The 26,080-nt window shown below is 68.2% G+C and carries 26 protein-coding genes; 17 read left to right on the plus strand and 9 right to left on the minus strand.

Going from position 1 to position 26,080, the window contains the following annotated elements:
* Positions 1-186: 186 nt before the first annotated feature.
* Together FN976_RS06910 and FN976_RS06915 are read left to right on the plus strand one after the other, a co-directional pair.
* Positions 187-627 carry a helix-turn-helix domain-containing protein gene (locus FN976_RS06910; protein WP_145892247.1) on the plus strand — a complete coding sequence of 147 codons (441 nt, stop codon included), beginning with the start codon at positions 187-189 and terminating at the stop codon, positions 625-627.
* 110 nt (positions 628-737) lie between these two features.
* Positions 738-1,031 carry a hypothetical protein gene (locus FN976_RS06915; RefSeq protein ID WP_145892248.1) on the plus strand — a complete coding sequence of 98 codons (294 nt, stop codon included), beginning with the start codon at positions 738-740 and terminating at the stop codon, positions 1,029-1,031.
* A gap of 23 nt (positions 1,032-1,054) precedes the next feature.
* On the opposite strand, the gene FN976_RS06920 is transcribed toward FN976_RS06915, so the two are convergent.
* Both FN976_RS06920 and FN976_RS06925 read right to left on the minus strand, forming a co-directional pair.
* Positions 1,055-1,948, minus strand: a complete 894-nt coding sequence (locus FN976_RS06920) for a LysR family transcriptional regulator (protein ID WP_145892249.1) — start codon at positions 1,946-1,948, stop codon at positions 1,055-1,057.
* A gap of 57 nt (positions 1,949-2,005) precedes the next feature.
* The gene (locus FN976_RS06925; protein ID WP_145892250.1) at positions 2,006-2,218 is read right to left on the minus strand and encodes a hypothetical protein; all 213 of its coding nucleotides are present in this window, start codon (positions 2,216-2,218) and stop codon (positions 2,006-2,008) included.
* A gap of 220 nt (positions 2,219-2,438) precedes the next feature.
* Between FN976_RS06925 and FN976_RS06930 the strand changes: the two genes are divergently transcribed.
* From FN976_RS06930 to FN976_RS06950, 5 genes are all read left to right on the plus strand, one after another.
* Positions 2,439-4,592 (plus strand): thiamine pyrophosphate-dependent enzyme, encoded by a 2,154-nt coding sequence (locus FN976_RS06930; protein ID WP_145892251.1) that lies wholly within the window; start codon positions 2,439-2,441, stop codon positions 4,590-4,592.
* The gene (locus FN976_RS06935) at positions 4,589-6,220 is read left to right on the plus strand and encodes an indolepyruvate oxidoreductase subunit beta family protein (RefSeq protein WP_145892252.1); all 1,632 of its coding nucleotides are present in this window, start codon (positions 4,589-4,591) and stop codon (positions 6,218-6,220) included. Before FN976_RS06930 ends, FN976_RS06935 begins: the two co-directional genes overlap by 4 nt.
* Complete coding sequence (locus tag FN976_RS06940; RefSeq protein WP_145892253.1) at positions 6,217-7,197, plus strand: Bug family tripartite tricarboxylate transporter substrate binding protein; 981 nt, start codon at positions 6,217-6,219, stop codon at positions 7,195-7,197. The genes FN976_RS06935 and FN976_RS06940 overlap by 4 nt, the downstream gene beginning before the upstream one ends.
* Complete coding sequence (locus tag FN976_RS06945; protein WP_145892254.1) at positions 7,197-7,616, plus strand: acyl-CoA thioesterase; 420 nt, start codon at positions 7,197-7,199, stop codon at positions 7,614-7,616. Before FN976_RS06940 ends, FN976_RS06945 begins: the two co-directional genes overlap by 1 nt.
* Positions 7,617-7,682: 66 nt before the next feature.
* Positions 7,683-7,997 (plus strand): hypothetical protein, encoded by a 315-nt coding sequence (locus tag FN976_RS06950; RefSeq protein WP_145892255.1) that lies wholly within the window; start codon positions 7,683-7,685, stop codon positions 7,995-7,997.
* A gap of 48 nt (positions 7,998-8,045) precedes the next feature.
* On the opposite strand, the gene FN976_RS06955 is transcribed toward FN976_RS06950, so the two are convergent.
* The 6 genes from FN976_RS06955 to FN976_RS29375 form a co-directional block, all read right to left on the minus strand.
* A complete protein-coding gene (locus FN976_RS06955) occupies positions 8,046-8,996 on the minus strand; it encodes a tripartite tricarboxylate transporter substrate binding protein (protein ID WP_145892256.1) in 951 nt (316 codons plus the stop codon).
* Positions 8,997-9,082: 86 nt separating this feature from the next.
* The gene (locus tag FN976_RS06960) at positions 9,083-10,228 is read right to left on the minus strand and encodes a hypothetical protein (protein ID WP_145892257.1); all 1,146 of its coding nucleotides are present in this window, start codon (positions 10,226-10,228) and stop codon (positions 9,083-9,085) included.
* A 58-nt stretch (positions 10,229-10,286) separates the two neighbouring features.
* Positions 10,287-11,609, minus strand: a complete 1,323-nt coding sequence (locus FN976_RS06965) for a glycerate kinase type-2 family protein (protein WP_145892258.1) — start codon at positions 11,607-11,609, stop codon at positions 10,287-10,289.
* Between the two features lie 35 nt (positions 11,610-11,644).
* Positions 11,645-12,841: a urate hydroxylase PuuD gene (locus FN976_RS06970; RefSeq protein ID WP_145892259.1), complete on the minus strand. Its 1,197-nt coding sequence runs from the start codon at positions 12,839-12,841 to the stop codon at positions 11,645-11,647.
* A gap of 134 nt (positions 12,842-12,975) precedes the next feature.
* Positions 12,976-13,779: a xanthine dehydrogenase accessory protein XdhC gene (xdhC, locus tag FN976_RS06975; RefSeq protein ID WP_145892260.1), complete on the minus strand. Its 804-nt coding sequence runs from the start codon at positions 13,777-13,779 to the stop codon at positions 12,976-12,978.
* 81 nt (positions 13,780-13,860) lie between these two features.
* Positions 13,861-14,034 carry a hypothetical protein gene (locus tag FN976_RS29375; RefSeq protein ID WP_255440212.1) on the minus strand — a complete coding sequence of 58 codons (174 nt, stop codon included), beginning with the start codon at positions 14,032-14,034 and terminating at the stop codon, positions 13,861-13,863.
* Between FN976_RS29375 and FN976_RS06980 the strand changes: the two genes are divergently transcribed.
* Positions 13,982-14,419, plus strand: coding sequence for a hypothetical protein (locus tag FN976_RS06980; protein ID WP_255440210.1), 438 nt, complete (start codon positions 13,982-13,984; stop codon positions 14,417-14,419). The genes FN976_RS29375 and FN976_RS06980 overlap by 53 nt on opposite strands.
* Positions 14,420-14,512: 93 nt before the next feature.
* Here the strand turns inward: FN976_RS06980 and uraH are convergent, their stop codons facing one another.
* Complete coding sequence (uraH, locus tag FN976_RS06985; protein ID WP_145892261.1) at positions 14,513-14,866, minus strand: hydroxyisourate hydrolase; 354 nt, start codon at positions 14,864-14,866, stop codon at positions 14,513-14,515.
* A 67-nt stretch (positions 14,867-14,933) separates the two neighbouring features.
* On the opposite strand from uraH, the gene FN976_RS06990 reads away from it, so the two are divergent.
* The 9 genes from FN976_RS06990 (at position 14,934) to FN976_RS07030 (ending at position 26,063) form a co-directional block, all read left to right on the plus strand.
* The gene (locus FN976_RS06990) at positions 14,934-15,599 is read left to right on the plus strand and encodes a GntR family transcriptional regulator (protein ID WP_145892262.1); all 666 of its coding nucleotides are present in this window, start codon (positions 14,934-14,936) and stop codon (positions 15,597-15,599) included.
* 5 nt (positions 15,600-15,604) lie between these two features.
* Complete coding sequence (puuE, locus tag FN976_RS06995; protein WP_145892361.1) at positions 15,605-16,543, plus strand: allantoinase PuuE; 939 nt, start codon at positions 15,605-15,607, stop codon at positions 16,541-16,543.
* Position 16,544: 1 nt separating this feature from the next.
* Entirely contained in the window at positions 16,545-18,326 is a 1,782-nt protein-coding gene (gene uraD, locus FN976_RS07000; protein ID WP_145892263.1) for a 2-oxo-4-hydroxy-4-carboxy-5-ureidoimidazoline decarboxylase, read from the plus strand.
* The gene (locus FN976_RS07005) at positions 18,323-19,546 is read left to right on the plus strand and encodes a M20 family metallopeptidase (RefSeq protein ID WP_145892264.1); all 1,224 of its coding nucleotides are present in this window, start codon (positions 18,323-18,325) and stop codon (positions 19,544-19,546) included. The genes uraD and FN976_RS07005 overlap by 4 nt, the downstream gene beginning before the upstream one ends.
* Positions 19,547-19,626: 80 nt before the next feature.
* Positions 19,627-20,334 carry a FadR/GntR family transcriptional regulator gene (locus FN976_RS07010; protein WP_255440191.1) on the plus strand — a complete coding sequence of 236 codons (708 nt, stop codon included), beginning with the start codon at positions 19,627-19,629 and terminating at the stop codon, positions 20,332-20,334.
* 281 nt (positions 20,335-20,615) lie between these two features.
* Positions 20,616-21,527, plus strand: coding sequence for a 5-dehydro-4-deoxyglucarate dehydratase (gene kdgD, locus FN976_RS07015; RefSeq protein WP_145892266.1), 912 nt, complete (start codon positions 20,616-20,618; stop codon positions 21,525-21,527).
* 20 nt (positions 21,528-21,547) lie between these two features.
* A complete protein-coding gene (locus tag FN976_RS07020) occupies positions 21,548-22,651 on the plus strand; it encodes an SMP-30/gluconolactonase/LRE family protein (RefSeq protein ID WP_145892267.1) in 1,104 nt (367 codons plus the stop codon).
* Between the two features lie 19 nt (positions 22,652-22,670).
* Positions 22,671-23,642, plus strand: a complete 972-nt coding sequence (locus tag FN976_RS07025) for a Bug family tripartite tricarboxylate transporter substrate binding protein (RefSeq protein ID WP_145892268.1) — start codon at positions 22,671-22,673, stop codon at positions 23,640-23,642.
* Positions 23,643-23,768: 126 nt separating this feature from the next.
* The gene (locus FN976_RS07030; protein WP_145892269.1) at positions 23,769-26,063 is read left to right on the plus strand and encodes an NADP-dependent malic enzyme; all 2,295 of its coding nucleotides are present in this window, start codon (positions 23,769-23,771) and stop codon (positions 26,061-26,063) included.
* Positions 26,064-26,080 lie beyond the last annotated feature (17 nt).

Raw genomic sequence — 26,080 nt, forward strand, 5'->3', positions numbered from 1 at the left:
TTTCCATGGTTGCATCGGACGTTCCTGTTCTTATCTGCGCATTGTGGGGCCTGACCGGACCCGTGCTTCCGGCGCGTTGGCGGCAACGGATGAGCTTGGCGGATGATTACTTTCGTACAGCGGCTAAGATAGGCCACGGGAGTTTCAAGCGACCGCTGAGCGGCGCCACACGAATCCAATCAACTCATGCCAAATATCGCAGCCGTCTTCAAGGGCGAGATTTCCAGGATCGCACGCAAGGAAGTCAAGGCCCAGACCCAGGACTTCAAGAAAGCTTCCAGCCAGTATCGCAGCCAGATCGCGGCGTTGCGCCGCCGTGTCGACACCCTGGAGCGGCAGTTGCGCCGCGTGGGCAAGGCGCCTGCGCGCGCCGCCGCCGCGCCTGAAGCCGACGACGAGGGCGGCCAGAACCTGCGCTTCAGCGCCAAGCGCTTCGGCGCCCAGCGCCGCAAGCTCGGCCTTTCGGCGGCCGATTTCGCGGCCCTGCTCGGCGTTTCCGGCCAATCGGTCTACAAGTGGGAGCTCGGCAAGGCGCGCCCGCGAGCGGCCCAGCTTGCAGCGATCGCGGCGCTGCGTGGCATTGGCAAGCGCGAGGCCGCTGCCCGGCTGGAAGCGCTGGCCAAATAGGTCGGCAGCCGAGGTGGGCGGCTGGCCCGCGTGGTCGTACGCCGTCTTCCTAGGCGCGCTCACGCCGCACGCTGACAAGGCGGGAAGGGCGCCAGGGTGAACCTGGGTCCATGGACGCCCTCACCCTGTCGAAGACCGAACTGGATTTCCTCAAGCGCCTGCTGCTGGAGATCCAGCGCGAGGCCGCGCGGCGCAGCCCGCGCCATGACACCGACGAGCACCACGTCGCCGGCCTCGAGCTGGCGCTGGCCATGCTGCGCTGGGACGGCTCCGTGCCGCCCAACCTCGATGCGCAATTCGGCCTGGGCGCGGCCGTGGAGACCAAGCTCGGGCTGGACGCGATGTGCGCGTACCGGCACTGGCGCAACGAGCGGCGGCGTGCGCAGCGGCGTGCGCTCGCCTGAGCGTCAGCCCGGGAACCCGGCTCCTATTCCTTGAACAGCTCCTCGATCACGGCGCGCAGCCACCGGTTGCCGGGGTCCGCATCGAAACGTCGGCTCCAGTGCAGGGCCACCTCGAAATCGCGTTCGGGGAAAGCCGGCTCGACGATCGCATAGCCGCCTTCGAAACCGCGCGCGATGTTGCGCGGCATCACGGCCGCCAGATCCGTGGCCTTCACGATGGCGGGCAGCACCATGAAGTGCTCGGTGACCAGGCGCAGGCGGTCTTCCAGCTGCAGCTGCTGCACGATCCGCAGCGTGTCGGCGTGCGAGCGGACCGTGACGAACTCGAGTTCGCGCAAACTCCCGAGCAGGGCCGCGCCGGTGCGCCGTTTCCGCGTGAAGGGGTGCCCTTCACGCAGCAGCACCACGTAGCGGTCCTTCAGCAGGCGGCTGCGCTGAGTCTCCTTGACGCCCGGCAGGAAGCCGAACGCGAAGTCGATGCGGCCGGTGTCCAGCGCCTCGGTGATCTGGCTGCGCGGCAGCGGCCGGGTCTCCACCCGCACGCCGGGCGCGCGCTCGCGCAAGGCGGTCATCAGCTCCGGCAGGAAGCGGCCTTCGCCGATATCGCTCATGTGCAGCTGGAAGCTGCGCCGCGACGTGCGCGGCTCGAAGCCGCCGGCGTCGCCCAGCGCCTGTTCGATCATCGCCAGTGCTTGCCGCACCGGTTCCGCCAGCCTCTGCGCCTTGGGCGTGGGTTGCACGCCGCCGGCGGCGCGCATGAAGAGCGGATCGTGCAGCAGCGCGCGCAGGCGGGTCAGGCCCTGGCTGGCGGCGGGCTGCGTGAGGTCGAGCAGCTCGGCGGCCCGGCTGACGTTGTTCGTACGATGGACGGCGTCGAACAGCCGCAGCAGGTTGAGGTCGATGTCCTTGATGTGCATCGCGCTACCGCCGGGGCGGTCCCAGGGCGTTGCCCCCGGCGGCGGCGCGGCGCGGGTTCAGCGGAAACGCGAGTCGTAGGGCATGCGGTCGGACACGTCCGGCACGCCGTCGCCATCGATGTCCGCCAGCGGCGTGGCCGCGATCACGGCCGGCGCGGGGACCACCGCCACCGGGCGTGGCGCATAGACCGGATCGACATAGGACACGCGGTACGTGGTGCAGCCGGCAAGCACCACGGCGATGGGGGCAAGCAATGTGAGGGCTTTCATCGGATAACTCCTTGGACGCGCGTAGACGCAGCGCGCATGCCCCCACTTTCGCGCGATTCCCCCCACCTGCGGGGCGGTCATTGGTATCGGTGGTGTCGGCATGTGACGGCCGGCAGCGAAGCTCTTCACTATGCATGGCGTTCATAACACTTAGTCATGTCATTTTATTGATGAATGACTGAGCAGCGGCGAAACTCCCAGATTCATCTGGAGACGCCCCTTGGAAGTTTCATTCGCGAAAGAGATCGAGTTGCTGCGCCTGGGCGCGGGCGACACCTTCCATGGGGAAGGCATCCTCGCCATCACCAAGGCGCTCCTGCAGTCGGGCGTCGCCTACGTGGGCGGCTACCAGGGCGCGCCGGTTTCGCACCTGCTCGACGTGATGGTGCAGGCCAAGCCGTACATGGACGAGCTGGGTGTGCACGTGGAGGCTTGCTCGAACGAAGCGTCCGCGGCCGCGATGCTGGGCGCCTCCATCCACTACCCGCTGCGCGGCGCGGTCACCTGGAAATCCATCGTCGGCACCAACGTCGCGGCGGACGCGCTGTCGAACCTGTCGTCGCCCGGCGTCATTGGTGGGGCGCTCATCGTCGTGGGCGAGGATTACGGCGAAGGCGCCTCAGTGATCCAGGAACGCACCCACGCCTATGCGCTCAAGTCCAGCATGTGCCTGCTGGACCCGCGGCCGGACCTCGGCGTGATGGTGAAGATGGTGGAACATGGCTTCCGCCTCTCGGAAACCTCCAACATGCCGGCCATCCTGGAGCTGCGCATCCGCGCCTGCCACGTGCGCGGCAGCTTCGAGACCAGGGACAACCAGCCGCCCCTGGTGTCGACGCGCGCGCTGATGGAGAACCCGGCCGGCTTCGACTACATGAAGCTGGCGCACCCCCCGGTGACGTTCCGCCACGAGAAGCTCAAGGGCGACCAGCGCATTCCCGCCGCGCGCAAGTACATCGTGGAGCAGAAGCTCAACGAATTGTTCGATGGCAAGCACGCCGACCTGGGCATCATCGTGCAGGGCGGGCTCTACAACGCGCTGATCCGCGGTTTGCAGCAGCTGGGCCTGGCCGATGCCTTCGGCAACACGGACATTCCGCTGCTGGTGCTGAACGTCACCTACCCGCTGGTGCCTGAGCAGGTCGGCGAATTCTGCGTCGGCAAGCGGGCCGTGCTGGTGGTGGAGGAAGGCCAGCCCGAATACATCGAGCAGGAGATCGCGACGCTGCTGCGCCGCCGCGACATCCAGACGAAGCTGCACGGCAAGGACCTGCTGCCTTCCGGCGGCGAGTACAGCGTGGAAGTGCTGGCCACGGGCCTGACGCAGTTCGCTTCCAGCTACCTGCCGGGGGCGGGCGCCGAAGACGCCAAGCGCTGGCTCGCCGGCAACCTGCAGCGGCGGCAGGATGCGGCGGGCACGCTGAGCGCCCCGTTGCCGATCCGGCCGCCCGGCTTCTGCATCGGCTGCCCGGAGCGGCCGGTGTTCTCCGCGCTGAAGATGGTGCAGCAGCAGATCGGCCCCATGCACATCGCGGCCGACATCGGCTGCCATGCTTTCGGCACCTTCGAGCCGTTCTCCATGGGCCACTCGATCCTGGGCTACGGCATGAGCCTGGCCAGCCGCGCCGGCGTGTCGCCGGTGATGCAGCGGCGCACGCTGGCCATCATGGGCGACGGCGGCTTCTGGCACAACGGGCTGCTGACGGGGGTACAGAGCGCTCTCTTCAACAACGACGATGCGGTGCTGCTGATCTTCAAGAACGGCTACTCGTCCGCCACCGGCACGCAGAACCTCATCTCGACGCCCGACAGTGCATTCAAGGAGATGGGCAGCGCCGGCATGAAGAGCCAGACGCACACCAACACCACCATCGAGTCCACCTTGCAGGGCCTGGGCGTGCAGTGGCTGCGCACGGTGCACACCTATGAAGTGGCGAAGATGCGCGCGACGCTGACCGAGGCGTTCACGTCGGACTTCAACGGCCTGAAGGTGGTCGTGGCCGAGGGCGAATGCCAGCTGGAGCGCCAGCGCCGCATCAAGCCCTGGATCGCGGGCCTGCTGAAGAAAGGCAAGCGCGTGGTGCGGGTGAAATACGGCGTGGACGAAGACGTGTGCAACGGCGACCACGCCTGCATCCGCCTTTCGGGCTGCCCCACGCTCACGTTGAAGGACAACCCCGACCCGCTGAAGGTGGACCCGGTCGCCACCGTCATCGACGGCTGTGTGGGCTGCGGCCTGTGCGGCGAGAACGCGCATGCGGCCACGCTGTGCCCGAGCTTCTACCGCGCCGAGGTCGTGCAGAACCCCCAATGGCATGAGCGTCTGTTCAACTCGATCCGTGGCGCGGTCGTGCGCGCCCTGCAACCCGCATGAAACCGATCACCCTCCTCATCTGCGCCCTGGGCGGCGAAGGCGGCGGCGTGCTGACCGAATGGCTGGTCGACGTCGCGCGGCACGCGGGCTACGCGGCGCAGAGCAGTTCCATCCCGGGCGTCGCGCAGCGCACCGGCGCCACCACCTATTACATCGAGGTGTTCCCGGTGCCGCTGGCGGAACTGGGCGGCAAGCGCCCGGTGTTCAGCCTGAACCCGGTGCCGGGTGCTCTCGATGCGATCGTCTCGTCGGAGTTGCTGGAGACGGCGCGCCAGGTCGGCAACGGCATGAGCTCGCCGGACCGCACGCTGGTGATCACCTCGTCGGCCCGCACCTTGACCACGCAGGAACGCATGCAACTGGGCGACGGCCGCGCCGACGCCGGGGACATGCTCAAGCTGGTGCAGGGTTTCAGCCGGGCGCACCAGGTGTTCGACATGGCCGCCGTGGCCCGCGAAAGCGGCACCGTGGTGAGCGCCGTGATGCTGGGTGCGGTCGCCGGCAGTGGACTCTTCCCGTTCCAGCGCAAGGACTATGAAGCCGTCGTGAAGGCCGGTGGCAAGGGGGCGGAGGCCAGCCTGCGCGGCTTCGCCCGCGCTTTCGAGATCGTCGGCCAGGGAAAGCAGCAAGCCGAGTTCGTGGCCCAGGTGCTGGCCGACCCGGCCCTGACGCCCGGCACGCTGGCGCCGCAGGCCTCGCCGCCGCAACATCGCCACGTGGGCGTCTTTCCGCAGCCGGTGGAAGAAGTGTTCCACCTGGGCTATGCGCGCATGCTCGAATACCAGGGCACGGCCTATGCCGAGTTGTACGTGCGGCGCCTGCGCCAAGTGCTTGAAGCCGAGCGCGCGGCCGACCCGGACGCCACGCACGGTCATGCCACCACCAAGGAAATGGCGCGCTGGCTGGCCCTGTGGATGGCCTTCGACGACATCGTGCGCGTGGCCGACTTGAAGAGCCGCAGTTCGCGCTGGCAGCGCGTGCAACGCGAGGTGAAGGCCGGCGACGACGACCTGCTCAAGGTCTACGACCACTTCAAGCCCGGCGTGCCGGAGTTCGCGGCCCTGCTGCCGCCGTCGCTGGCGCCGCGGCTGCTGGCCTGGGACCGCAAGCGCATCCTGCGCGGACAGCAGCCCTGGGCCCTGCCGCTCAAGGTGGGCACGCACAGCGTGATCGGCATGCTGGCGCTGCGCACGCTCGCCGGCCTGAAATGGCTGCGCGTGCGCGGCAGCCGTTACGCGGTGGAGCAACAGATGATCGAGAAGTGGCTGGCTGGCGTGGTGCAGGGCACGCAGCGGCATTGGCAGCTCGGCCACGAGATCGCCCTGTGCGGCCGGCTCATCAAGGGCTACGGCTCCACCAACGAGCGCGGCAAGGAGAACCTGCTGCATGTGCTGGATCACCTGGCCCACGGGCCTGTGGAAGCCGCGGCGCAGGCCGTGGCGGCCGCCCGCAACGCGGCGCTGGCCGACGACGCCGGCAAGGCGCTGGACGCCGCCCTGGTTCAACACGGAGCCCCGCCGCGCCCGCTCAAGGCCCAACCCATCCGCTGGACGCGGCAACCCAAGGGCCTGCAGCCGGCCGGCGCAGGCATGATTCCTCTTTCGACGACCAAGGAGACCACCCCATGAACAACAAGCTGTTGCGCCGCGCCCTGCTCGCCTGTGCCTTTGCCCCGCTCGCCCTGGCGGCCCCGGCGGCTTTCGCGCAGGCCTACCCGAACAAGCCGGTTCGCGTGATCGTGAGCTTCCCGCCGGGCGGTGCCGCCGACCAGATCGCCCGCGCGGTGGGGCAGCCACTGCAGGAAGCCCTGGGCCAGCCGGTCGTGGTGGAGAACCGCGCGGGCGCCAACGGCAACATCGCGGGCGACTTCGTGGCCAAGCAGCCGGGCGACGGCTACACCCTGCTGATGAGTTCCGGGGGCACGGTCTCCATCAATCCCCACTTGTACCCGCGCATGACCTTCGACCCCTCGAAGGACCTGGTGCCGGTCGCGGCCGCCGCGCGCGTGCTGGTGTTCCTGGAGGTCAACCCGAAGCTGCCCGTCAACAACGCGCGCGAATTCATCGCCTACCTGAAGGCCAATCCCGGCAAGGTGACTTTCGGTTCGCCCGGCAACGGCAGCTCGCCGCACCTGGCGGCGGAGATGATGAAGTCGCAGACCAACACGTTCGCCACCCACATCCCGTACCGCGGCGCGGCCCCCGCCATGCAGGACCTGCTGGGTGGCCAGATCGATTTCATGTTCGACCCCGGCATCGGCCTGCAGCACGTCAAGGCCGGCAAGCTGAAGCTGCTGGCCGTGGGCAGCCCCAAGCGTTCGCCGCAGTTCCCCGACGTGCCGACCATGGACGAAGCCGGCCTGAAAGGATTCGACGCCGACACCTGGTTCGGCTTCTACGCGCCGGCAGCCACGCCTCCCGCCGTGATCTCGCGCCTCAACACCGAGATCAACAAGATCCTGCGAAGCCCCGCCTTCGTGGAGCGCATGAACGCCATCGGCGCCGCCCCGGTGCCCATGAGCCCGCAGGACTTCGCGGCCCGCGCCCAGATCGACAGCGTGCGCTTCGGCGCCCTGATCAAGGCCCGCAACATCAAGGGGGACTGATGGCGCGCGAGGTCACCTACACGGTGCGGGTGGAGTTCGGCGACTGCGACCCCGCGCGCATCGTCTGGTTTCCCAACTTCTTCCGCTGGATCGACGCCGCCTCGCGCCACTTCTTCATCGAATGCGGCGTGCCACCCTGGCACGAAACCGAAAAGACGCTGGGCGTGATCGGCACCCCGCTGGTCGACACCCACGCGAAGTTCGTCAAGACGGCCAGTTACGGCGACACGCTGGCCATCCACACCAGCGTGGCCGAATGGCGCGGCAAGAGTTTCGTTCAGCGTTACCGGGTGTCGCGAGGCGCGGACGCCATCATGGAATGCGACGAGGTGCGGATCTTCGCGGGCCACCGGGAGGACGGCGCGCCGGGCATCCGTGCGCTGCCCATTCCCCCAGCGATCCGCGCACTGTGCGAATAGGTCGACGGGGTTGACGCGGCGGCGGGGCTGGGTCAGGATGCGCGCATCCGAAACAAGGGCCTTGCCATGCTGCCGAAATCCGGTCTACCCCCTGACAGTCACCAGTTCCAGTTCGACCGCTCCGTCGAGATCACGCTGAACCACCTGGCCGCCGCGCGCGAAATCGCCATCAAGTTGTCGTCGGGCCATGAGCCCAACCCCGCCCTGGTGGCGGGGCTGGTGCAGGCGATGGCGACCAACTACCTGGCCGAGATGACGGGGCACGCGCCGCCGGCACCGAAGGATCCGAAGTTCCAGCCGCTGGCCACCCAGAAGCTGCGCGTCGACTTCGACAGCATGGCCACCTGGCCCGCGCTGAACGAGATCAGCAAGAAGCCCTGAGCCTCGCGGGCACACCGCAGTCGCTTGCCTGCGGCGCCCGGCCGTCCACTACTTCTTGCCCAGGCCGAGCCGCGCCGCCCCTTCGGTGTAGAGCCTGGTCTTGCTCTGCATGAAGGTGTCCATCTCCTCCACGCCGACGTTGACGAGCTCGAAGCCGTTCTTCGCGGCCAGGTCCTTCATTTCCGCGTCGTTGTTGAGGGCGCGCCAAAGGTCCGACATGCGCTTGCGCTCCGCGGGTGGCGTCGACTTCGGCACGCCGATCCCGCGGTAGGCGCCATCGACCCAGTCGACCCCGAGCTCCTTGAAGGTCGGCACGTCCGGCAGCAGCGGGTGCCGCGTCTCCATCGCCACCGCCAGGGCGCGCACGCGCTCCTTGTTGTTGATGGCGAAGACGGTGTACGTCATCGCGCCGTCGACCTGCGCGCCCAGCACCGAAGTCGCCATGTCGCCGGTGCCCTTGAAGGGCACGTAGATCGTCTTGACCCCGAAGGCGGCGTTCAGGCGTTCGTGCGCCGCGTGGTTGGCGGAGTTGAGGCCCGATCCGCCCAGGCTCAGCTTGCCCGGATTGGCCTTGGCCGTCTTGACGAAGTCGTCGAAGTTCTTGATGGCGCTCTGCGCCGGCACCACCAGCAGGTCAGGCGTGTAGTGGAACCAGAAGACCGGGGTCACGTCCTGCGTCTTGTACTGGACCGTGCCTTCGAGCGGCTGGAACACGATGTGCGGCAGGTTGACCCCGACGATGTTGAGGCCGTCGCCGGGCAGCGCGTTCATCTGCGACCACATCAGCGCACCGCCCGCGCCGGCCTTGTACTGGATGACCGTCTCGACCGCCGGGCAGCGCTTCTTCAACACCACCTGCTGGTGCCGCGCCGACAGATCCGATTCACCGCCGGGCGGGAAGGCCTGCCAGTACAGGACGTTCTTGTCGGGGCAGGCCTGGGCCAGGGCGGCGAGCGGCGCGAGCAGCGCCAGCGCCGCCGCGATCGAAAACTTCTTCATCGGCTGTCTCCTGTGTTGGCATGCCACAGGTTGTCGCACGAATTGGCCGGCCCGTCCATCGGGGCCGCACCGCAGCGCCCGGATGATCAGAGAGCGCGGTTCAGGTCGACTTCGAGCCCGGCGCGGCGCATCTCGCGGGCAAGCAGCAGGCGCCACATGCCCCCTTCGCCGTCGATGACGATGCTCAGCGCGCCTTCGAGTTCGGGCAAGCTGCCCACCGAGTCGCCAGTCACGAAGCAGATCCGGTTGCGGCCGAGCACCGCGAGCAGGAAGCCGGTCGCGAGCAGGGAGGCGGCGGCATCCGCCTTCTCGGCGGGCAGCAGGATTGCGAAGTCCAGGTCGCGCAACTCCTCCAGCTTGTCGAGCGAGACGGCCGCGCCGCCGCCCGGCGGGTTGCCGATGATCACGGGCTCCAGCCCCATCTGCTCGGCGAAGCCGGAGACCTCGCTGGCGGTGTCGTCGAGGGGGCCGATGATGGCGATGCGTGGGGCTTGTGACATGGGCTTGGAGGACGTTGGAGGTGGCGGGACGGCTGAAGCCGGCCGCGGCGCGGGCGGCTTCGGCGCGGGAGTGGGGGCGGAGGTCGGCCTCGGGGTCGGCGCCGGTGTGGGAGCGGGTGTGGGCTTTGGCGTCGGGGCCGGCGTCGGCTTCGGTGTCGGCGCCGGTGTGGCGGCCGGGGTCGGCTTCGGTGTTGGGGCCGGCGTGGGGGCCAGGGTCGGCTTCGGCGCGGGCGTCGGCTTCGGGGTCGGCGCAGGCGTCGGTTTCGGGGTGGGGGCCGGCGTCGGTGCGGCGGTCGGGGCAGGCGTCGGCGCAGGCGTGGACGCGGGGGCGGGCGCCTCGGTGGGCGCCACTGCATCCGGGTTGGCGATGCGGTCCGCCAACAACTGCTTGACCGCGTTCAGGTTCGCCACGGCCTTGTCCACGCCCTGGCGCACGGCCTGCTGGAACTCGTCCATGGAATAGCGGTCGCCGAAGGCCGACTCCAGCGCCGCATCCAGCGCACCCATCTGGTGCTTCTTGTATTCGGGGCTGCTGATGCCGAAGATGTCGGCCAGCGCGGCGTTCACCTTCTTCTGCATCACCTCCAGCCGCGTGTCCCAGCGGTCCTGGATGCTGGCCACGTCCAGCGCCCGCATCTCTTTCGAGATGCGGTTGATCTTTTCGATGCCGGCTTCGAGCGTGCCCTGGTCTTGACCTTGGCCCGATCGCGGCGACGATTTCCCGGTGGACATGCAGGCTCCCTGGCGAAGCGCCCGACTTTACCTCGTCCGTTGGCGCCGCGGGAAGGTGTCAGATCACCAGGATCGCCCGGAAATCATTCACATTGGTGTGGGTCGGGCCGGTGATGACGAGATCGTCGAGCAGGCGGAAGTAGCCGTAGGCGTCGTTGCGGTCCAGGTGCTCCTCGACCTTCATGCCGAGCGCCCGCGCGCGCGCCAGCGTTTCCGGCCCGACGCAGGCGCCGGCGTTGTCCTCCACGCCGTCGATGCCGTCGGTGTCGGCGGCCAGCGCCCAGACGCCGGGCTCGCCCTGCAACGCCTGCGCAAGGCCCAGGCAAAACTCACCTGCACGGCCGCCCCGGCCGCGTGGCGTGCCTTCCGGCTGCTTCTTCACCGTAACGGTCGTTTCTCCGCCGGAGAGGATCACGCAGGGCTTCGCGAACGGCTGGCCGCGCCGCGCGACGGCGCGCGCCAGCGCCGCGTGCACCTTGCCGACCTCACGCGACTCGCCTTCCATCTCGTCGCTCAGGATGTGGGGCGTCACGCCGGCCGCCAGCGCCGCCGCCGCCGCCGCTTCCAGCGACTGCTGCGGCGTCGCGATCAGGTGCACCGCGTGGCCGGCGAAGCGCGGATCCGCCGGCTTCGGCGTCTCCAGCGCGCCTTGCTCCAGCAGGCTCATGATGGCGCCCGGCACCGCGATGCCATAGCGCTGCAGGATGGCGATGGCGTCGGCGCAAGTCGTCGCGTCCGGCACCGTGGGCCCGCTGGCGATGACGGAAGGGTCGTCGCCCGGCACGTCGCTGATGGTGAGCGTGACGACGCGCGCCGGCGCGCAGGCCGCCGCCAGCCGCCCCCCCTTGATGCGCGACAGGTGCTTGCGCACGCAGTTCATCTCGCCGATGTGGGCGCCGGACAGCAGCAATTCGCGGTTGATGCGCTGCTTGTCCTCCAGGCTCAGGCCTTCGGCCGGCAACGTGAGCAGGGCCGAGCCGCCCCCGGAGATGAGGCAGAGCACGAGGTCGTCTGCCGTCAGGCCTTGGGTCAAGGCCAGGATGCGCTGCGCGGCTTGCAACCCCGCGGCGTCGGGCACGGGGTGCGAAGCTTCGACCACTTCGATGCGCTGCGGCAGGCCGGCGGGGCGCGGGGGCACATGGTGGTAGCGGGTCACCACCAGCCCCGACAAAGGCGCATGCGCTGGCCAGAGCGCCTCGACCGCCTGGGCCATGGCGCCGCCCGCCTTGCCCGCGCCGAGCACCAGGGTGCGGCCTTTGGGCGGCGGCGGCAGGAAGGCCGCGGTGTTGTGCAGCGGCAGCGCGCGGCGCACCGCGGCCTGGTACAGGTGTTCGAGGAAGCGGTGCGGCTGGGTGCGGGGGTCGGGCGCGGTCATGGTCATCTCCACGGCCGATTGTGCCGCCCCGGCAACTAGGCCTAGTCGACCTTGGCCCCGGCCTGGAACCATTGGCCGATGACCGCGCGTTCCGCCTCGGTGATGCCGGTGCTGTTGTTCATCGGCATGGTCTTCGCCACGACGGCCTGCTGGTAGACCGCCTGGGCATGCTGCTTCAGCGATGCGGGCGCATCCAGCCGCACGTTCTTCATCTGCACCTGGGCGCCATGGCACATGAGGCAGCGCTGCTCCAGCACCTTGCTCACCTCGGCGTAGCCGGCAGCCGCCGGTGCCTTGGCTACGGCGCTGGAGTCCGGCGCCAGCCAGGCGATCACGGCGGCGATCACCGCGAGTCCCGCCAACGCATACCCGGCCGGGTGCCGGTTGCGCCCCAGCTTCCAGCCGTGCCGCATGACGAAGAACTGGCGGATGGCGGCGCCGGCGAACATCATCGCGATCAGCACCAGCCAATTCAGCTTGTGCGTGTAGAGGAAGCTGTAGTGGTTCGACAGCATCGCGAACAGCACCGGCAGCGTGAAGTAGGTGTTGTGCACGCTGCGCTGCTTGCCGCGCTGGCCATGCACGGGGTCGACCGGCTGCCCGGCCTGGATGGACGCGATCACCTTCTTCTGGCCGGGGATGATCCAGAAGAAGACGTTGGCGCTCATCGCGGTGGCGATCATGGCGCCCACCAGCAGGAAAGCCGCACGCCCGGCGAACCAGTGGCAGGCCAGCCAGGAGGCCGCGCAGACCAGCACCAGCACCAGCGCGCCGACGATCGCGTCGCCGTTCTTGCGGTGGCTGAAGACCTGGCAGATGACGTCGTAGAGGATCCAGAAGACGACCAGGAACGAGCAGGCGACGCCGATGGCCGCGCCCGGCGACCAGTTCATCAGCGACTTGTCGATCAGGTAGGTGCTGGCGTTCCAGAGGTACGAGACCGTGAAGAGCGCGAAGCCCGACATCCAGGTCGAATAACTCTCCCAGTAGAACCAGTGCAGGTGCGGCGGCAGCTGCGGCGGCTGGACCGCGTACTTCACCGGGTGGTAGAAGCCGCCGCCGTGGACAGCCCACAGCTCGCCGGTGGCGCCCTCTTCGCGCAGCTTGGCGTCGGCCGGCGGCGTCAGGCTGGAATCGAGGAAGACGAAGTAGAAGGAGGAGCCGACCCAGGCGATCGCGGTGATGACGTGCAGCCATCGCAACAGCAGGTTGGCCCAGTCGAGAACATAGCTTTCCATGGCTTCTCTGCGATGGGAAACCTGCTCACCACCGCGGGCGCTCTGAGCAGCATGGGGCCGCGCAAATCACCGGGACCGAACCCGGTGAGCAGCCGCTGCGACCTGTGCCGCCCAGTGTAGCCAGCTTGGCGTGTTCAAGAAAGCGGCATCTGCAGCAACTGTGCGGCCACGGCGACGGCGATCACCTCCGGCTCCTTGCCCGGGATGCCTGGCACCCCGATGGGGCACGTGACCTGCGCGAGTTCCTGCTTGTGGAAGCCGCGCTCCTCCAGCCGGTGCCGGAAAGTCGCCCACTTGGTCTTGCTGCCGATCAGGCCCACGTAGAGCAGATCGCCGCGCTCGCGCAGGCGCCTCAGGCAGGCGGCCACCACGTCGAGATCCTCCGCATGGCTGAAACTCATGATCAGCACGCGCGAATGGGGCGCGAGGCCGTCGACCGCCGCATGGACCGGGTCGGAGTGCTCACACTGCACTTCGGCCGGCGTGTCCGCGGGGAAGATCTCGTCGCGGCTGTCGATCCAGGTGATGGCGAAAGGCAATGGCGCCAGCACCCGGACCAGCGCCCGGCCGACGTGGCCGCCGCCGAACAGCGCCAGGGGCGCATGGCTGGCCGCGAGTGCCCGCCGGCGGGCGGCCAGCTTGGCCGCACCGGCACGTTCGAATTTGAGCTGGACGACGCCGCCGCAGCACTGGCCCAGGCTGGGACCGAGGGCGAACCGCATGACAGGGTCGCCCGAGCCGCCGGCCAGCCGGCGCCGCGCCTCGGCGATCGCCTCGAATTCGAGGTGCCCGCCGCCGATGGTGCCGTCGATGCGGTCCGAATGCACCGCCATCCAGGCGCCGGTTTCGCGCGGCACCGAGCCCTGCGAGGCATGCACGGTCACCAGCACCGCGTCTTGCGCCGCCAACCCCGGTGTGACTTCTTCATGGGCCCGCATGCTTTACAGTGCATCCGATCGCAAGGACATCATCGTGAGGGTTACCAAGGTCAACATGGCGAGCCTCGGGGCGTTGTAGAGCTACGCCCCAGCCCCCGATCCGTAGCCCTCGCCAGGACCCATGATGAAGCATTCCACCACCTTGCGCCAAGCAGCACCCGTCATCGCCGCCGCCCTGCTGGCGTCCTGCACCTCCACGCCGCTGCCGCCGGACACGAGCGCCGCCACCGTGGCCCCCGCGAGGATCCAACCCATGCCCGAATCTTCCCCGCCGCCTGCCGCCGTCCAGACCGTGCGGACGTCCGGCGCCAGCAACCCGCGCGCCTACCGCTCCGACGCCGCCACCCATCTCTACGGGCTGAACCAGGAACGCATCTGGAAAGGCCGCCTGCCGCCCCTGCTGTATGCGATCGGGGTCTTGCAAGTCGAAGTCGACGGCCGCGGCAACGTGCGCAACCTGAGCTGGATGCGCGCGCCCAAGCATGCGCCGGAAGTCATCGCGGAGATCGAGCGCACGGTGCGCAATGCGGCGCCTTTCCCCGCGCCCGTGCGCATGGGCAAGGTGGTCTACACGGACACGTGGTTGTGGCATGAGAGCGGGCGGTTCCAGCTGGATACCTTGACCGAAGGGCAGGATTGACAACCGTCATTCCCGCGAAGGCGGGAATCCGGGGCACCCTGACCGAAGACGGAAGCTCTGGATCCCCGCCTTCGTGGGGATGACGGCACGGGCTTACGAGCCCCGATAGGTCGAATAGCTCCAGGGGCTCACCAGCAGCGGCACGTGATAGTGCTGCCCGGTGTGCGCAATACCGAAGTCCAGTGTGACGCGGTCCAGGAAGGGTGGATCCGGCAACTCCACGCCTTTGCCGCGGAAGTACGCCGCGACCTCGAACACCAGCCGGTACGTGCCGGCCCGCAGGCTGGCCGTGTCGTAGAGCGGCCCGTCCGGGTTGCGGCCATCCGCGTTCAGCACCAGCTTCTTCACCAGCGTCGCGGCGCCGCCGCGCACCGTGTGCAGTTCGACCGCCATGCCGGCCGCCGGCGTGCCGTGCATCGTGTCGAGGACGTGGGTGCTCAGGCCCATGGGGCTTCTCCTGCGGATTGTCCACCGAAGTGTATACACTTTTGCGGGCGACGGCTATGATGAGCGGATGGAGCCATCCGCCACCAGTGTCATCGTCGATTCGCTGACCCGCGCGATCGTCGAACACAGGTTGCAGCCCGGGACCAAGCTCGCGGAGCAGAAGCTGGCCGACCACTTCGGCGTGTCACGCACCCTGGTGAGGCAGGCCCTGTTCCAGATGGCGCAGAACCGGCTGGTGCAGATGGAGCCGGCCCGCGGCGCCTTCGTCGCGGTGCCTTCCGTCGAGGAGGCGCGGCAGGTGTTCCGCGTGCGGCGCATGCTGGAAGCCGAGATGACGCGCGAATTCGTCCGCAATGCGACGTCGGCCAAGCTCAGGGCGCTGAAGGAGCACATGGCCCGGGAAAAGGCGGCGGTCGACCGCAACGACGCCTCCGCGCGCGTCGAGCTGCTGGGGGACTTTCACGTGCGCATGGCCGAACTCTCCGGCAACGAGGTGCTGGCGCAGATCCTGCGTGACCTGGTTTCCCGCAGCTCGCTCATCACGCTGATGTACCAACGCGACGGCGCCGCCGCGCATTCGCAGGAAGAACACGTGGAACTGGTGAAAGCCATCGCCGCGCGCGACGAGGAACGTGCCGTGCGCCTGATGGAGGAACACCTGCTGCACGTGGAAGAAAGCCTGGCCTTCGACCGCCCCGTGCCCACCAACGACATCGCCCAGGCGCTGGCCTGATGCACATGAACTACGACAGCACCGCACCCTACCCGCGCGACCTGGTGGGCTACGGCCGCCATCCGCCGCACGCGCAATGGCCGGGCGCAGCCCGCATCGCCGTGCAATTCGTCCTCAACTACGAGGAGGGCGGCGAGAACAGCGTGTTGCACGGCGATGCCGGCTCCGAGCAGTTCCTCTCCGAGATGTTCAACCCGGCTGCCTATCCCGACCGGCACCTGAGCATGGAGGGCATCTACGAGTACGGTTCGCGCACGGGCGTCTGGCGATTGCTGCGTGAATTCGAGAAGCGCGGGTTGCCGCTCACCGTGTTCGGGGTCAGCATGGCGCTGGAGCGGCACCCCGAGCTCACGAAGGCGTTCGTGGAGCTGGGCCACGAGATCGCCTGCCACGGCTGGCGCTGGATCCACTACCAGAACGTCGATGAAGCGACCGAGCGCGAGCACATGCGCATCGGCATGGAGATCATCGAGAAGCTGACCGGGCAACGCTCCGAAGGGTGGTACACCGGCCGCGACAGCCCGAACACGCGGCGACTGGTGGCGGACGACGGCGGCTTCGCCTACGACAGCGACTACTACGGCGACGACCTGCCGTTCTGGATGAAGGTGCGCAGGACCGACGGCGCGGTGGTCCCGCACCTGGTCGTGCCCTACACCCTGGACTGCAACGACATGCGCTTCTCGCTGCCGCAAGGCTTCTCGCATGCGGATCCATTCTTCGAGTACCTGCGCGACAGCTTCGATGTGCTCTATGCGGAAGGCGACGAAGCGCCGAAGATGATGAGCATCGGCATGCACTGCCGGCTGCTCGGCCGCCCCGGGCGCATCGTGGCGCTGCAGCGCTTCCTGGACCACATCGAAAGGCACGACCGCGTCTGGGTCTGCCGCCGCATCGACATTGCCCGCCACTGGCGGGCTACGCACCCCTACAAGGAGGGCTGAGATGCCCGTGACACTCGAACAACTGAATACCGCCACGCTCGGCGGAGCCGCGCAACTGCTGGACGGCCTGTACGAACACTCGCCCTGGATCGCGCAGGCCGCCCTGGCGCAGCGGCCGTTCCGCTCGCTCACGCACCTGAAGAGCGCCATGGCGTCGGTGGTGCGCGAGGCCGGCCGCGACCAGCAGCTGGCGCTCATCCGGGCACACCCTGAACTCGCCGGCAAGGCCATGGTGGCGAAGACGCTCACCGACGAGTCGACGAACGAGCAGGGCCGCGCCGGGCTCACCGATTGCACGCCCGAGGAGTTCGCGCGGATCCAGCAGCTCAACGCGGATTACAACGCCAAGTTCGGCTTTCCTTTCATCCTGGCCGTGCGCGGGCCGCGCGGGACCGGGCTGAACCGGCAGCAGATCATCGAGACGTTCGCGCGACGCCTGGGCAACCACCCGGACTTCGAACTCGCCGAGGCCTTGCGCAACATCCATCGCATCGTCGAACTGCGCTTGAACGACAAGTTCGGCGTCGAGCCGGCGTTGGGGAACCTGGTCTGGGACTGGCACGAGCGGCTGGCGCAGTTCAGCGACCCAGGCTATGCGGAGAACAGGCAGCTCACCGTCACCTATCTCACCGAAGCGCACCGGCAAGCGGCGGCGCAGATCGTGGAGACGATGCGGGAGTGTGGGTTTGATGACTTGACGATCGATGCGGTGGGGAACGTGGTCGGGCGCTACGAGGCAACGACGCCTGGCGCACGCGCATTGCTCACCGGCTCGCATTTCGACACCGTGCGCAACGGCGGCAAGTACGACGGCCGGCTCGGCATCTTCACGCCCATGGCCTGCGTGCGTGAACTGGCGCGGGCGAACCGCCGCTTGCCGTTCGGCATCGAAGTCGTGGCCTTCGCCGAGGAGGAGGGCCAACGCTACAAGGCCACCTTCCTGGGTTCCGGCGCCTTGATCGGTCACTTCAATTCGGCCTGGCTGGAGCAGAAGGACGCCGACGGCGTGACCATGCGCGAGGCCATGCAGCACGCCGGGCTGCCCGCCAGCACCGAGGCCATCGCGCAGTTGAAGCGCGACCCCGGCCGCTACCTCGGCTTCGTCGAAGTGCACATCGAGCAGGGCCCGGTGTTGAACGAGATCGACCTGCCGCTCGGCATCGTCACCTCCATCAACGGCGGCGTCCGCTACCTGTGCGAGGTGATTGGCATGGCCAGCCACGCCGGCACCACGCCGATGAATCGGCGGCGCGACGCCGCCGTGGCGGTGGCGGAACTGGCGCTCTACGTGGAGCAGCGGGCCTCGCAGGATGGCGATTCGGTCGGGACGATCGGCATCCTGCAGGTGCCCAATGGCTCGACCAACGTCGTGCCCGGCCGTTGCGTCTTCACGCTCGACCTCCGGGCCCCCAACGATCCGCAACGAGACCGCATGGTGGCGGACGTGCTGGCGCAACTCGCCGCCATCTGCGAGCGCCGTGGCTTGCATTTCAGCACCGAGCAGACCATGCGGGCCGCCGCTGCTCCGAGTGCGCCCGAGTGGCAGCGGCGCTGGGAGAACGCGGTGTCGGCGCTCGGCGTGGACCTGTTCCGCATGCCCAGCGGCGCCGGCCACGATGCGATGAAGCTGCACGAAGTGATGCCGCAGGCCATGCTGTTCGTCCGCGGCGAGAACGCGGGCATCAGCCACAACCCGCTGGAATCGACCACCAGCGACGACATCCAGCTGGCGGTGGAAGCCTTCAGCCACCTGCTCGAACAACTGGCCAGAGAGAACGCATGACCTCCCACGACCGGCTCGACGCCTGGATCGACGCGCACTTCGACGAGGAAGTGCGCTTCCTGCAGGAACTCGTGCGCGTGCCCACCGACACGCCACCCGGCAACAACGCGCCGCATGCGGAGCGCACGGCCGAACTGCTGCATGGATTCGGCTTCGAGGCCGAAAAGCATGCCGTGCCCGAAGCCGAGGTGCACGCGCAAGGCCTGCAGTCCATCACCAACCTGATCGTGCGGCGGCGCTACGGCGAGGGCCCCACCATCGCGCTGAATGCGCACGGCGACGTGGTGCCGCCTGGCGAAGGCTGGACACGCGACCCATACGGCGGCGAGGTCGCGGACGGCAAGATCTTTGGCCGCGCGGCCGCGGTGAGCAAGAGCGATTTCGCGAGCTTCACGTTCGCCGTGCGTGCGCTCGAATCGCTGGGGGCGGCGCTGAAGGGCGGGGTGGAACTGCACTTCACCTACGACGAGGAGTTCGGCGGCGAACTGGGTCCCGGCTGGCTGTTGAAGAAGGGCCTGACGCGGCCCGACCTGCTGATCGCCGCCGGCTTCAGCTACGAAGTCGTCACGGCCCACAACGGCTGCCTGCAGATGGAGGTGACGGTGCACGGCAAGATGGCGCACGCGGCCATTCCGCACACCGGCGTCGATGCACTGCAGGCGGCCGTGAAAATCCTGGCCGGGCTCTACGCGCAGAACGTGCGCTACCAGCAGGTCACTTCGAACGTGGCCGGCATCAAGCATCCTTACCTGAACGTCGGCCGCATCGAGGGCGGGACCAACACCAACGTCGTTCCGGGCAAGGTGATGTTCCGGCTCGACCGCCGCATGATTCCCGAGGAGAACCCGGCGGAAGTCGAAGCGGACATCCGCGCGGTGATCGCGGAAGCCGCCGCCCTGTCGCCCGAAGTGCGCGTCGACATCAAGCGCCTGCTGCTGGCCAACGCATTGCAGCCGCTGCCGGGCAGCCAGCCGCTGGTGGCCGCGATCCAGCAGCACGGCAAGGCGGTCTTCGGGCAAGAGATCCCGGCGATGGGGACCCCGCTTTACACCGACGTCCGCCTGTACGGCGAAGCAGGCATCCCCGGCGCGATCTACGGCGCCGGGCCGCGCACCGTGCTCGAGTCGCATGCGAAACGGGCCGACGAGCGCCTGGAGCTGGAGGACTTGCGGCGAGCGACCAAGGTCATCGCACGCACCCTGTTCGACCTTCTGCAGTAGCGGGCGGGGGCAACCCTCTGGTACATTGACGCCAGAGATAGTACAACTGCGCCTCAATGTCCGCCCTCCCTGCCCCGCCCATGCTCCGCAAGGGACGCTCGCTCACCGCTGAACTGGTGCAGGCGCTCAGCGACCGCGTTCGCGACGGCCGCCTGGCCGCCGCGGCCAAGCTGCCGACCGAGGCCGCGATCATGGAGGAGTTCGGGGTCAGCCGCACGGTCGTCCGGGAGGCCATTTCCCGGCTGCAGGCGGCCGGCGTGGTCGAGACCAAGCACGGCGTCGGCACCTTCGTGGTGGGCCTGGGCGACGGTTCGACTTTCCGCATCGCCCCCGACCAGCTGGGCACGCTGCAGGACGTGATTGCGGTGCTGGAATTGCGCATCGGGGTCGAAACCGAAGGCGCGGCCCTGGCGGCGGCGCGCCGCACTCCCGAGAACCTGGTTTCGCTGCGGTCCGCGCTGGATGCGTTCGCGAGTGCGGTGGATGAGGGACGCACCGCGGTCGGCCCGGACTTCCAGTTCCACCTGGAGATCGCCCGGGCGACCCAGAACCACCACTTCGCGGACCTGATGACGACGCTGGGCGGGATGATGATCCCGCGGGCCCGCCTCGAGTCGACGCAGAGCGTGAGCCCCGAGCAGCAGGCCTACCTGCGGCGCGTGAACAGCGAGCACGAAAGCATCTTCGACGCCATCAGCCGGCAGGACGTGGAGGCCGCTCGCGCGGCCATGCGCACGCACCTCGCCAACAGCCGCGAACGCCGGCGCCGGCTCGCCGAACTCCGCTAGGGCCTGTTCACACAAATATCTGTGCTCTCGCTGCCCCGCATCGGGCCGCAGGCAAGGCGCGGGGCAGCCCGAAGGGTTCGGCGCCCTGCGGGGCCCTCGCCGGGCGTGCAAAGGGGGTCAAGACGCCCAGTCTTGACCCCCTTTGCCCACCCACCGAGCATCCCCGCAGGGTCCGAACGAGAGCGCAGATATTTGTGTGAACAGGCCCTAGTTTCTTTCCCCGTTGACTTTGGCGAAACCGGTGTTGTACGATGTCGTATCACAATCAGGTGCTGCGCCCCATGTCGCCGAATGAACTCAAACAGTCGCTCGCCTCGGGCCTGCTGTCGTTTCCGCTCACCGACTTCGACGCCGACCTGAAGTTCGCACCGCGCGGCTATGCGTCGCGCCTCGAATGGCTGATGCCCTACGGCGCCACCGTGCTGTTCGCCGCCGGTGGCACCGGCGAATTCTTCTCGCTGGCGCCGCAGGAATACGCGCAGGTGATCAAGACCGCCGCCGACACCTGCCGCGGCCGCGTGCCCATCGTCGGTGGCGCAGGTGGCGGCACCACCTTGGCGATCCAGTACGCCCAGGAAGCCGAGCGCAACGGCGCGCAAGGCGTTCTGCTGCTGCCGCATTACCTGACAGAAGCGTCGCAGGACGGCCTGGTCGCCCATGTCGAGGCGGTGTGCAAGAGCGTGAAGATCGGGGTCATCGTCTACAACCGCGGCGCCTGCAAGCTGTCGGCAGAGTCTTTGGTGAAACTCGCCGAGCGCTGCCCCAACCTGATCGGCTTCAAGGACGGCCTGGGCGACATCGAGCGCATCGTGGCGATCCGCCAGAAGCTGGGCGACCGTTTCGTCTACATCGGCGGCATGCCCACCCACGAGGTCTATGCCCATGCGTACAAGGCGCTGGGCGTGCCGACCTATTCGTCGGCGGTCTTCAACTTCATCCCGCGCACGGCCATCGAGTTCTACAACGCCTATGCGGCGGGCGACACGGTGACCACGGGGCGGCTGCTGGACGAGTTCTTCCTGCCTTACCTGGCGATCCGCAACAAGGGCGAGGGCTACGCGGTGAGCATCGTGAAGGCCGGCGCCACCGTGGTGGGCAAGACGGCCGGGCCGGTGCGCCCGCCGATCTCGGACCTGAAGCCGCAGGAAGTGGAAGAACTGGCGGTGCTGATCGCCCGGCTCGGATCGCAATAGCAACAACGAAGGAGACAAGCATGGAATACAAGCAACGCGCGGACCGCCGCCGCTTCCTGATCGCAGGTGCCGGCGCCGGCCTGGCAGCGATCGGCGCGCCCGCGGTGGCGCAATCGTTCCCGTTCACGCCCAACCAGCGCTACCCCGATCCGTCGGTGCAGGTGATGGACCCCAGCTTCACCCGCTACCGCATCTACAGCAGCACGGTGGAACAGGTCGGCTCGGGCATGCGCTGGGCCGAGGGCCCCGTCTATTTTCCCGACGGCGGCTACGTGCTGGTCAGCGACATCCCGAACAACCGCATCATGAAGTTCGACGAGAAGACCGGCGCCTTCACCGTCTTCAAGTCCAACGCCAACTATGCCAACGGCAACACGCGGGACCGCCAGGGCCGGCTCGTCACCTGCGAGCATTCGGTCACCCGCCGCGTGGTGCGCCACGAGAGCATGGGCCGTGTCACCGTGCTGGCCGACAGTTTCGAAGGCAAGAAGCTCAACGCCCCGAACGACGTGGTGGTCAAGTCCGACGACAGCATCTGGTTCACCGATCCGGTGTTCGGCATCAACGGCGAGTGGGAAGGCTCCCGCGCGCCGCGCGAGCAGGCCAACACCAACGTGTTCCGGATCGCGCCCGACGGCAAGCTGACCGCGGTGATCACCGACCTGGTCAATCCGAACGGCCTGGCCTTCTCGCCGGACGAGAAGAAGCTCTACGTGGTCGAGTGGCGCGGCACCCCGAACCGCAGCATCTGGAGCTACGACGTCGGCGCGGACGGCATGAGCGTCTCCAACAAGACCAAGCTGATCGACGCCGCCGACCAGGGCGCGCTGGACGGGTTCCGCGTGGACCGCGACGGCAACCTGTGGTGCGGCTGGGGCAGCAACGGCGCCCTGGCGCCCGAGCCCGTCGACATGAACGGCCGCAAGGTGCTGCAGCTGCGCGGGAAGTCCGAGGACCTCGATGGCGTGATGGTGTTCAACCCGCAGGGCAAGGCCATCGGCTTCATCAAGCTGCCGGAGCGCTGCGCCAACCTGACCTTCGGCGGCCCCAAGAACAACCGGCTCTACATGGCGAGCTGCCATTCGCTGTACGCGCTTTACGTGGAAAGCCACGGCGCGACCTGACCACCCAAGGAGTACCCCCATGAAACTCACCCGCCGCCAGATCCTGGGCGCCACTGCCGCCGCAGTCACCGCGCCCGCGGCCTTCGCCCAAGCCTCCGCCTGGCCTTCCAAGTCCGTGCGCATCGTCGTGCCCTACCCGCCCGGCGGCTCCTCCGACATCATCGCCCGCTCCATCAGCACCCTGCTGCAGGACACACTGAAGCAGACCGTGATCGTGGAAAACAAGGCCGGCGCCAACGGCAACCTCGGCACCGATTTCGTCGCGAAGTCGGCGGCGGACGGCCACACCTTCGTGTTGTGCGACGTGGGCGCGCTGGCGATCACGCCCTCCGTCTACACCAAGCTGCCATTCAACCCCTCGCAGGACCTGCGCGGCGTGACGATGCTGGCCTACTCGCCGCACCTGCTGGTCGTGCATCCGTCCGTGCCCGCCAACAACCTGAAGGAACTGGTCGCGCTCTCGAAGACCAAGGACCTGAACTTTGCCGTCACCGCCACCGGCAGCGCACCGCACCTCGCGGGTGTCGCGCTGGAGCGTGCCGTCAACGCCCGCTGGCAATACGTGCCCTACAAGGGCGGCATCCAGGCGATCCAGGACACCGTGGGCGGCCAGACCCAGGTGCTCATGAACGGCATGCTGGCCACGCTGCCGCACGTGCAGAGCGGCAAGCTGAAGCTGCTCGGCGTGTCCAAGAAGACGCGGATGCCGCTGATCGGCGACACCCCGACCATCGCTGAACAGGGCGTCCCCGGCTTCGAGTCCGGCACCTGGCAGGGCGTGCTGGTGCCGAAGGCCACGCCGAACGACGTCGTGCAAAAGCTCAACGCCGCGCTGATCACCGCCATCCGCAGTGCCGACGTGCGCGCGCGCCTGGCCGGCCAGGGCGCCGAAGTCGTCACCATGACGCCGGCGGAGCAGGACAAATTCTTCGAAGCCGAGCGGGCTCGCTGGGCGCAAGTGGTGGCGGCCGCGGGCATCAAGATCGACTGAGCCCGGCCAAGCTCTGCGTTGGTGCGTGCAGCCCCGGTAAAGCTGCGCAACCTCGTACTTCTACGCACCCGTTCCGCCCCGGAACGGCGTAGCGTGGTCCCTTCAGAAGAATCCGAAGGAGACCCCATGAAGGAACCCAGCAGCGAAGCCGAACGGGCCCTGCGCGACGCGGCCCGAGAATACCACCGCACGCCCACGCGCGGCAAGATCTCCATCACGCCGACCAAGCCGCTGTCGAACCAGCGCGACCTGTCGCTCGCCTATTCGCCCGGCGTCGCCTATCCCTGCCTCGACATCCAGGCGGACCCCTCGCTGGCCGCCGACTACACGTCGCGCGGCAACCTGGTGGCCGTGATCACCAATGGCACCGCCGTGCTCGGCCTGGGCAACATCGGCCCGCTGGCGGGCAAGCCGGTGATGGAAGGCAAGGGCTGCCTGTTCAAGAAATTCGCCGGCATCGACGTGTTCGACATCGAGCTGGCGGAAAACGATCCCGACAAGCTGGTGCAGATCATCACGGCACTGGAACCCACGGTGGGCGGCATCAACCTGGAGGACATCAAGGCGCCCGAATGCTTCTACGTGGAGCGCAAGCTGCGCGAGAAGCTGAACATCCCGGTGTTCCACGACGACCAGCACGGCACGGCCATCATCTCGGGGGCCGCCTTGCTGAATGGGCTGGAGCTGGTGGGCAAGAAGATCGGCGAGGTGAAGCTCGTGGCGTCCGGTGCGGGCGCGGCCGCCATCGCCTGCCTGGACCTGATGGTGGGGCTCGGCGTGTCCGAGCGCAACATCTACGCGGTCGACTCGAAAGGCGTCATCTACCAGGGCCGGCCGGGCGGCTACGACGAATCGAAGGCGCGTTACGCGCAGGACACCTCGAAGCGGACCCTGGCCGACGTGGTGAAGGATTGCGACGTGTTCCTGGGCTGCTCCACCGCCGGCGTGCTGACGCCGGAGATGGTGAAGACCATGGCGCCCAAGCCCATCATCCTGGCGCTGGCCAACCCCGAGCCGGAGATCCGGCCCGAGCTTGCCAAGGCGGCGCGACCCGACTGCATCATCGCCACCGGCCGATCCGACTACCCCAACCAGGTCAACAACGTCCTGTGCTTCCCGTACATCTTCCGGGGCGCCCTGGACTGCGGGGCGACCAAGATCACCGAAGCGATGAAGCTGGCCTGCGTGCGCCAGATCGCCGAACTGGCCAAGGCCGACATCAGCGAGGAGGTCGCCAATGCCTATGCGGGCAAGGAGCTGACCTTCGGCCCCGACTACATCATTCCCACGCCCTTCGATTCGCGGCTGATCCTGCGCATCGCGCCAGCGGTCGCCAAGGCGGCCGCGGAGTCCGGCGTGGCGACGCGGCCCATCACCGACTTCGAAGCCTATTCGCAGAGCCTGACACGCTTCGTCTATCAGACCGGGATGATCATGCGGCCGGTGTTCACGGCCGCCCGCGCCGCCGGGGGCCAGCGCGTCGCCTTCGCCGAGGGCGAGGACGACCGCGTGCTGCGCGCCGCCCAACTCGCGCTCGACGAGAAGCTGGCCCGGCCGATCCTGATCGGCCGGCCCGCCGTCATCGAAGCGCGCATCGCCAAAGCCGGCCTGCGCATGAAGCTGGGCCAGGACGTCGAGTGCGTCAACCCGGAGAGCGACACGCGCTTTCGCCAGTACTGGGAGACCTATCACCGCATGATGGGCCGCAACGGGATCACCCCCGAGGCCGCGAAGGCGGCGGTCCGGCGCTCGAACACCCTGATCGGCTCGCTCTCGGTCCACCTGGGCGACGCCGACGCGATGCTGTGCGGCCTGGTGGGCCGCTTCGACCAGCACCTGGAGCACGTCAGCAATGTCATCGGCACGGCGCCGGATGCGCCCGGCTTCGCAACGCTCAACGGCCTGATGCTGCCCGACCGCACGTTGTTCATCGCCGACACGTATGTCAATGAGGACCCGTCCGCGGAACTGCTGGCCAGCATCGCCCTCATGGCTGCGCGGCAGGTCCAGCGCTTCGGCTTGCCCGCCAAGGCGGCATTTCTTTCGCACAGCAACTACGGCTCGTCCAGCCGCGGTTCGGCCGGCAAGATGCGCAAGGCCCGCGAGCTGTTCGCGCGGATGGCCCCGGAGATCGAGTGCGACGGCGAACTGCAGGGCGACTCAGCGCTCTCGGAGAAGGTGCGGCGCGAGAGCCTGATGGACACCACGCTCACGGGCGAAGCCAACCTGCTGATCTGCCCCAACCTCGATTCCGCCAACATCCTCTTCAACGTCTTGAAGATGACCGGCGGCCACGGCATCACGGTCGGCCCGATGCTGCTGGGCGCGCGGGCGCCGGTGCATGTGCTGACGCCGTCGGCCACGGTGCGGCGCGTCGTCAACATGACCGCACTGGCGGCAGCCGCGGCGGCCCGAGGCTAGCCGCCACGCAAAAAAGC

The sequence above is a fragment of the Caenimonas sedimenti genome (genome assembly GCF_007833165.1).
In the GTDB taxonomy this organism is placed as follows: Bacteria; Pseudomonadota; Gammaproteobacteria; order Burkholderiales; family Burkholderiaceae_C; genus Ramlibacter; species Ramlibacter sedimenti.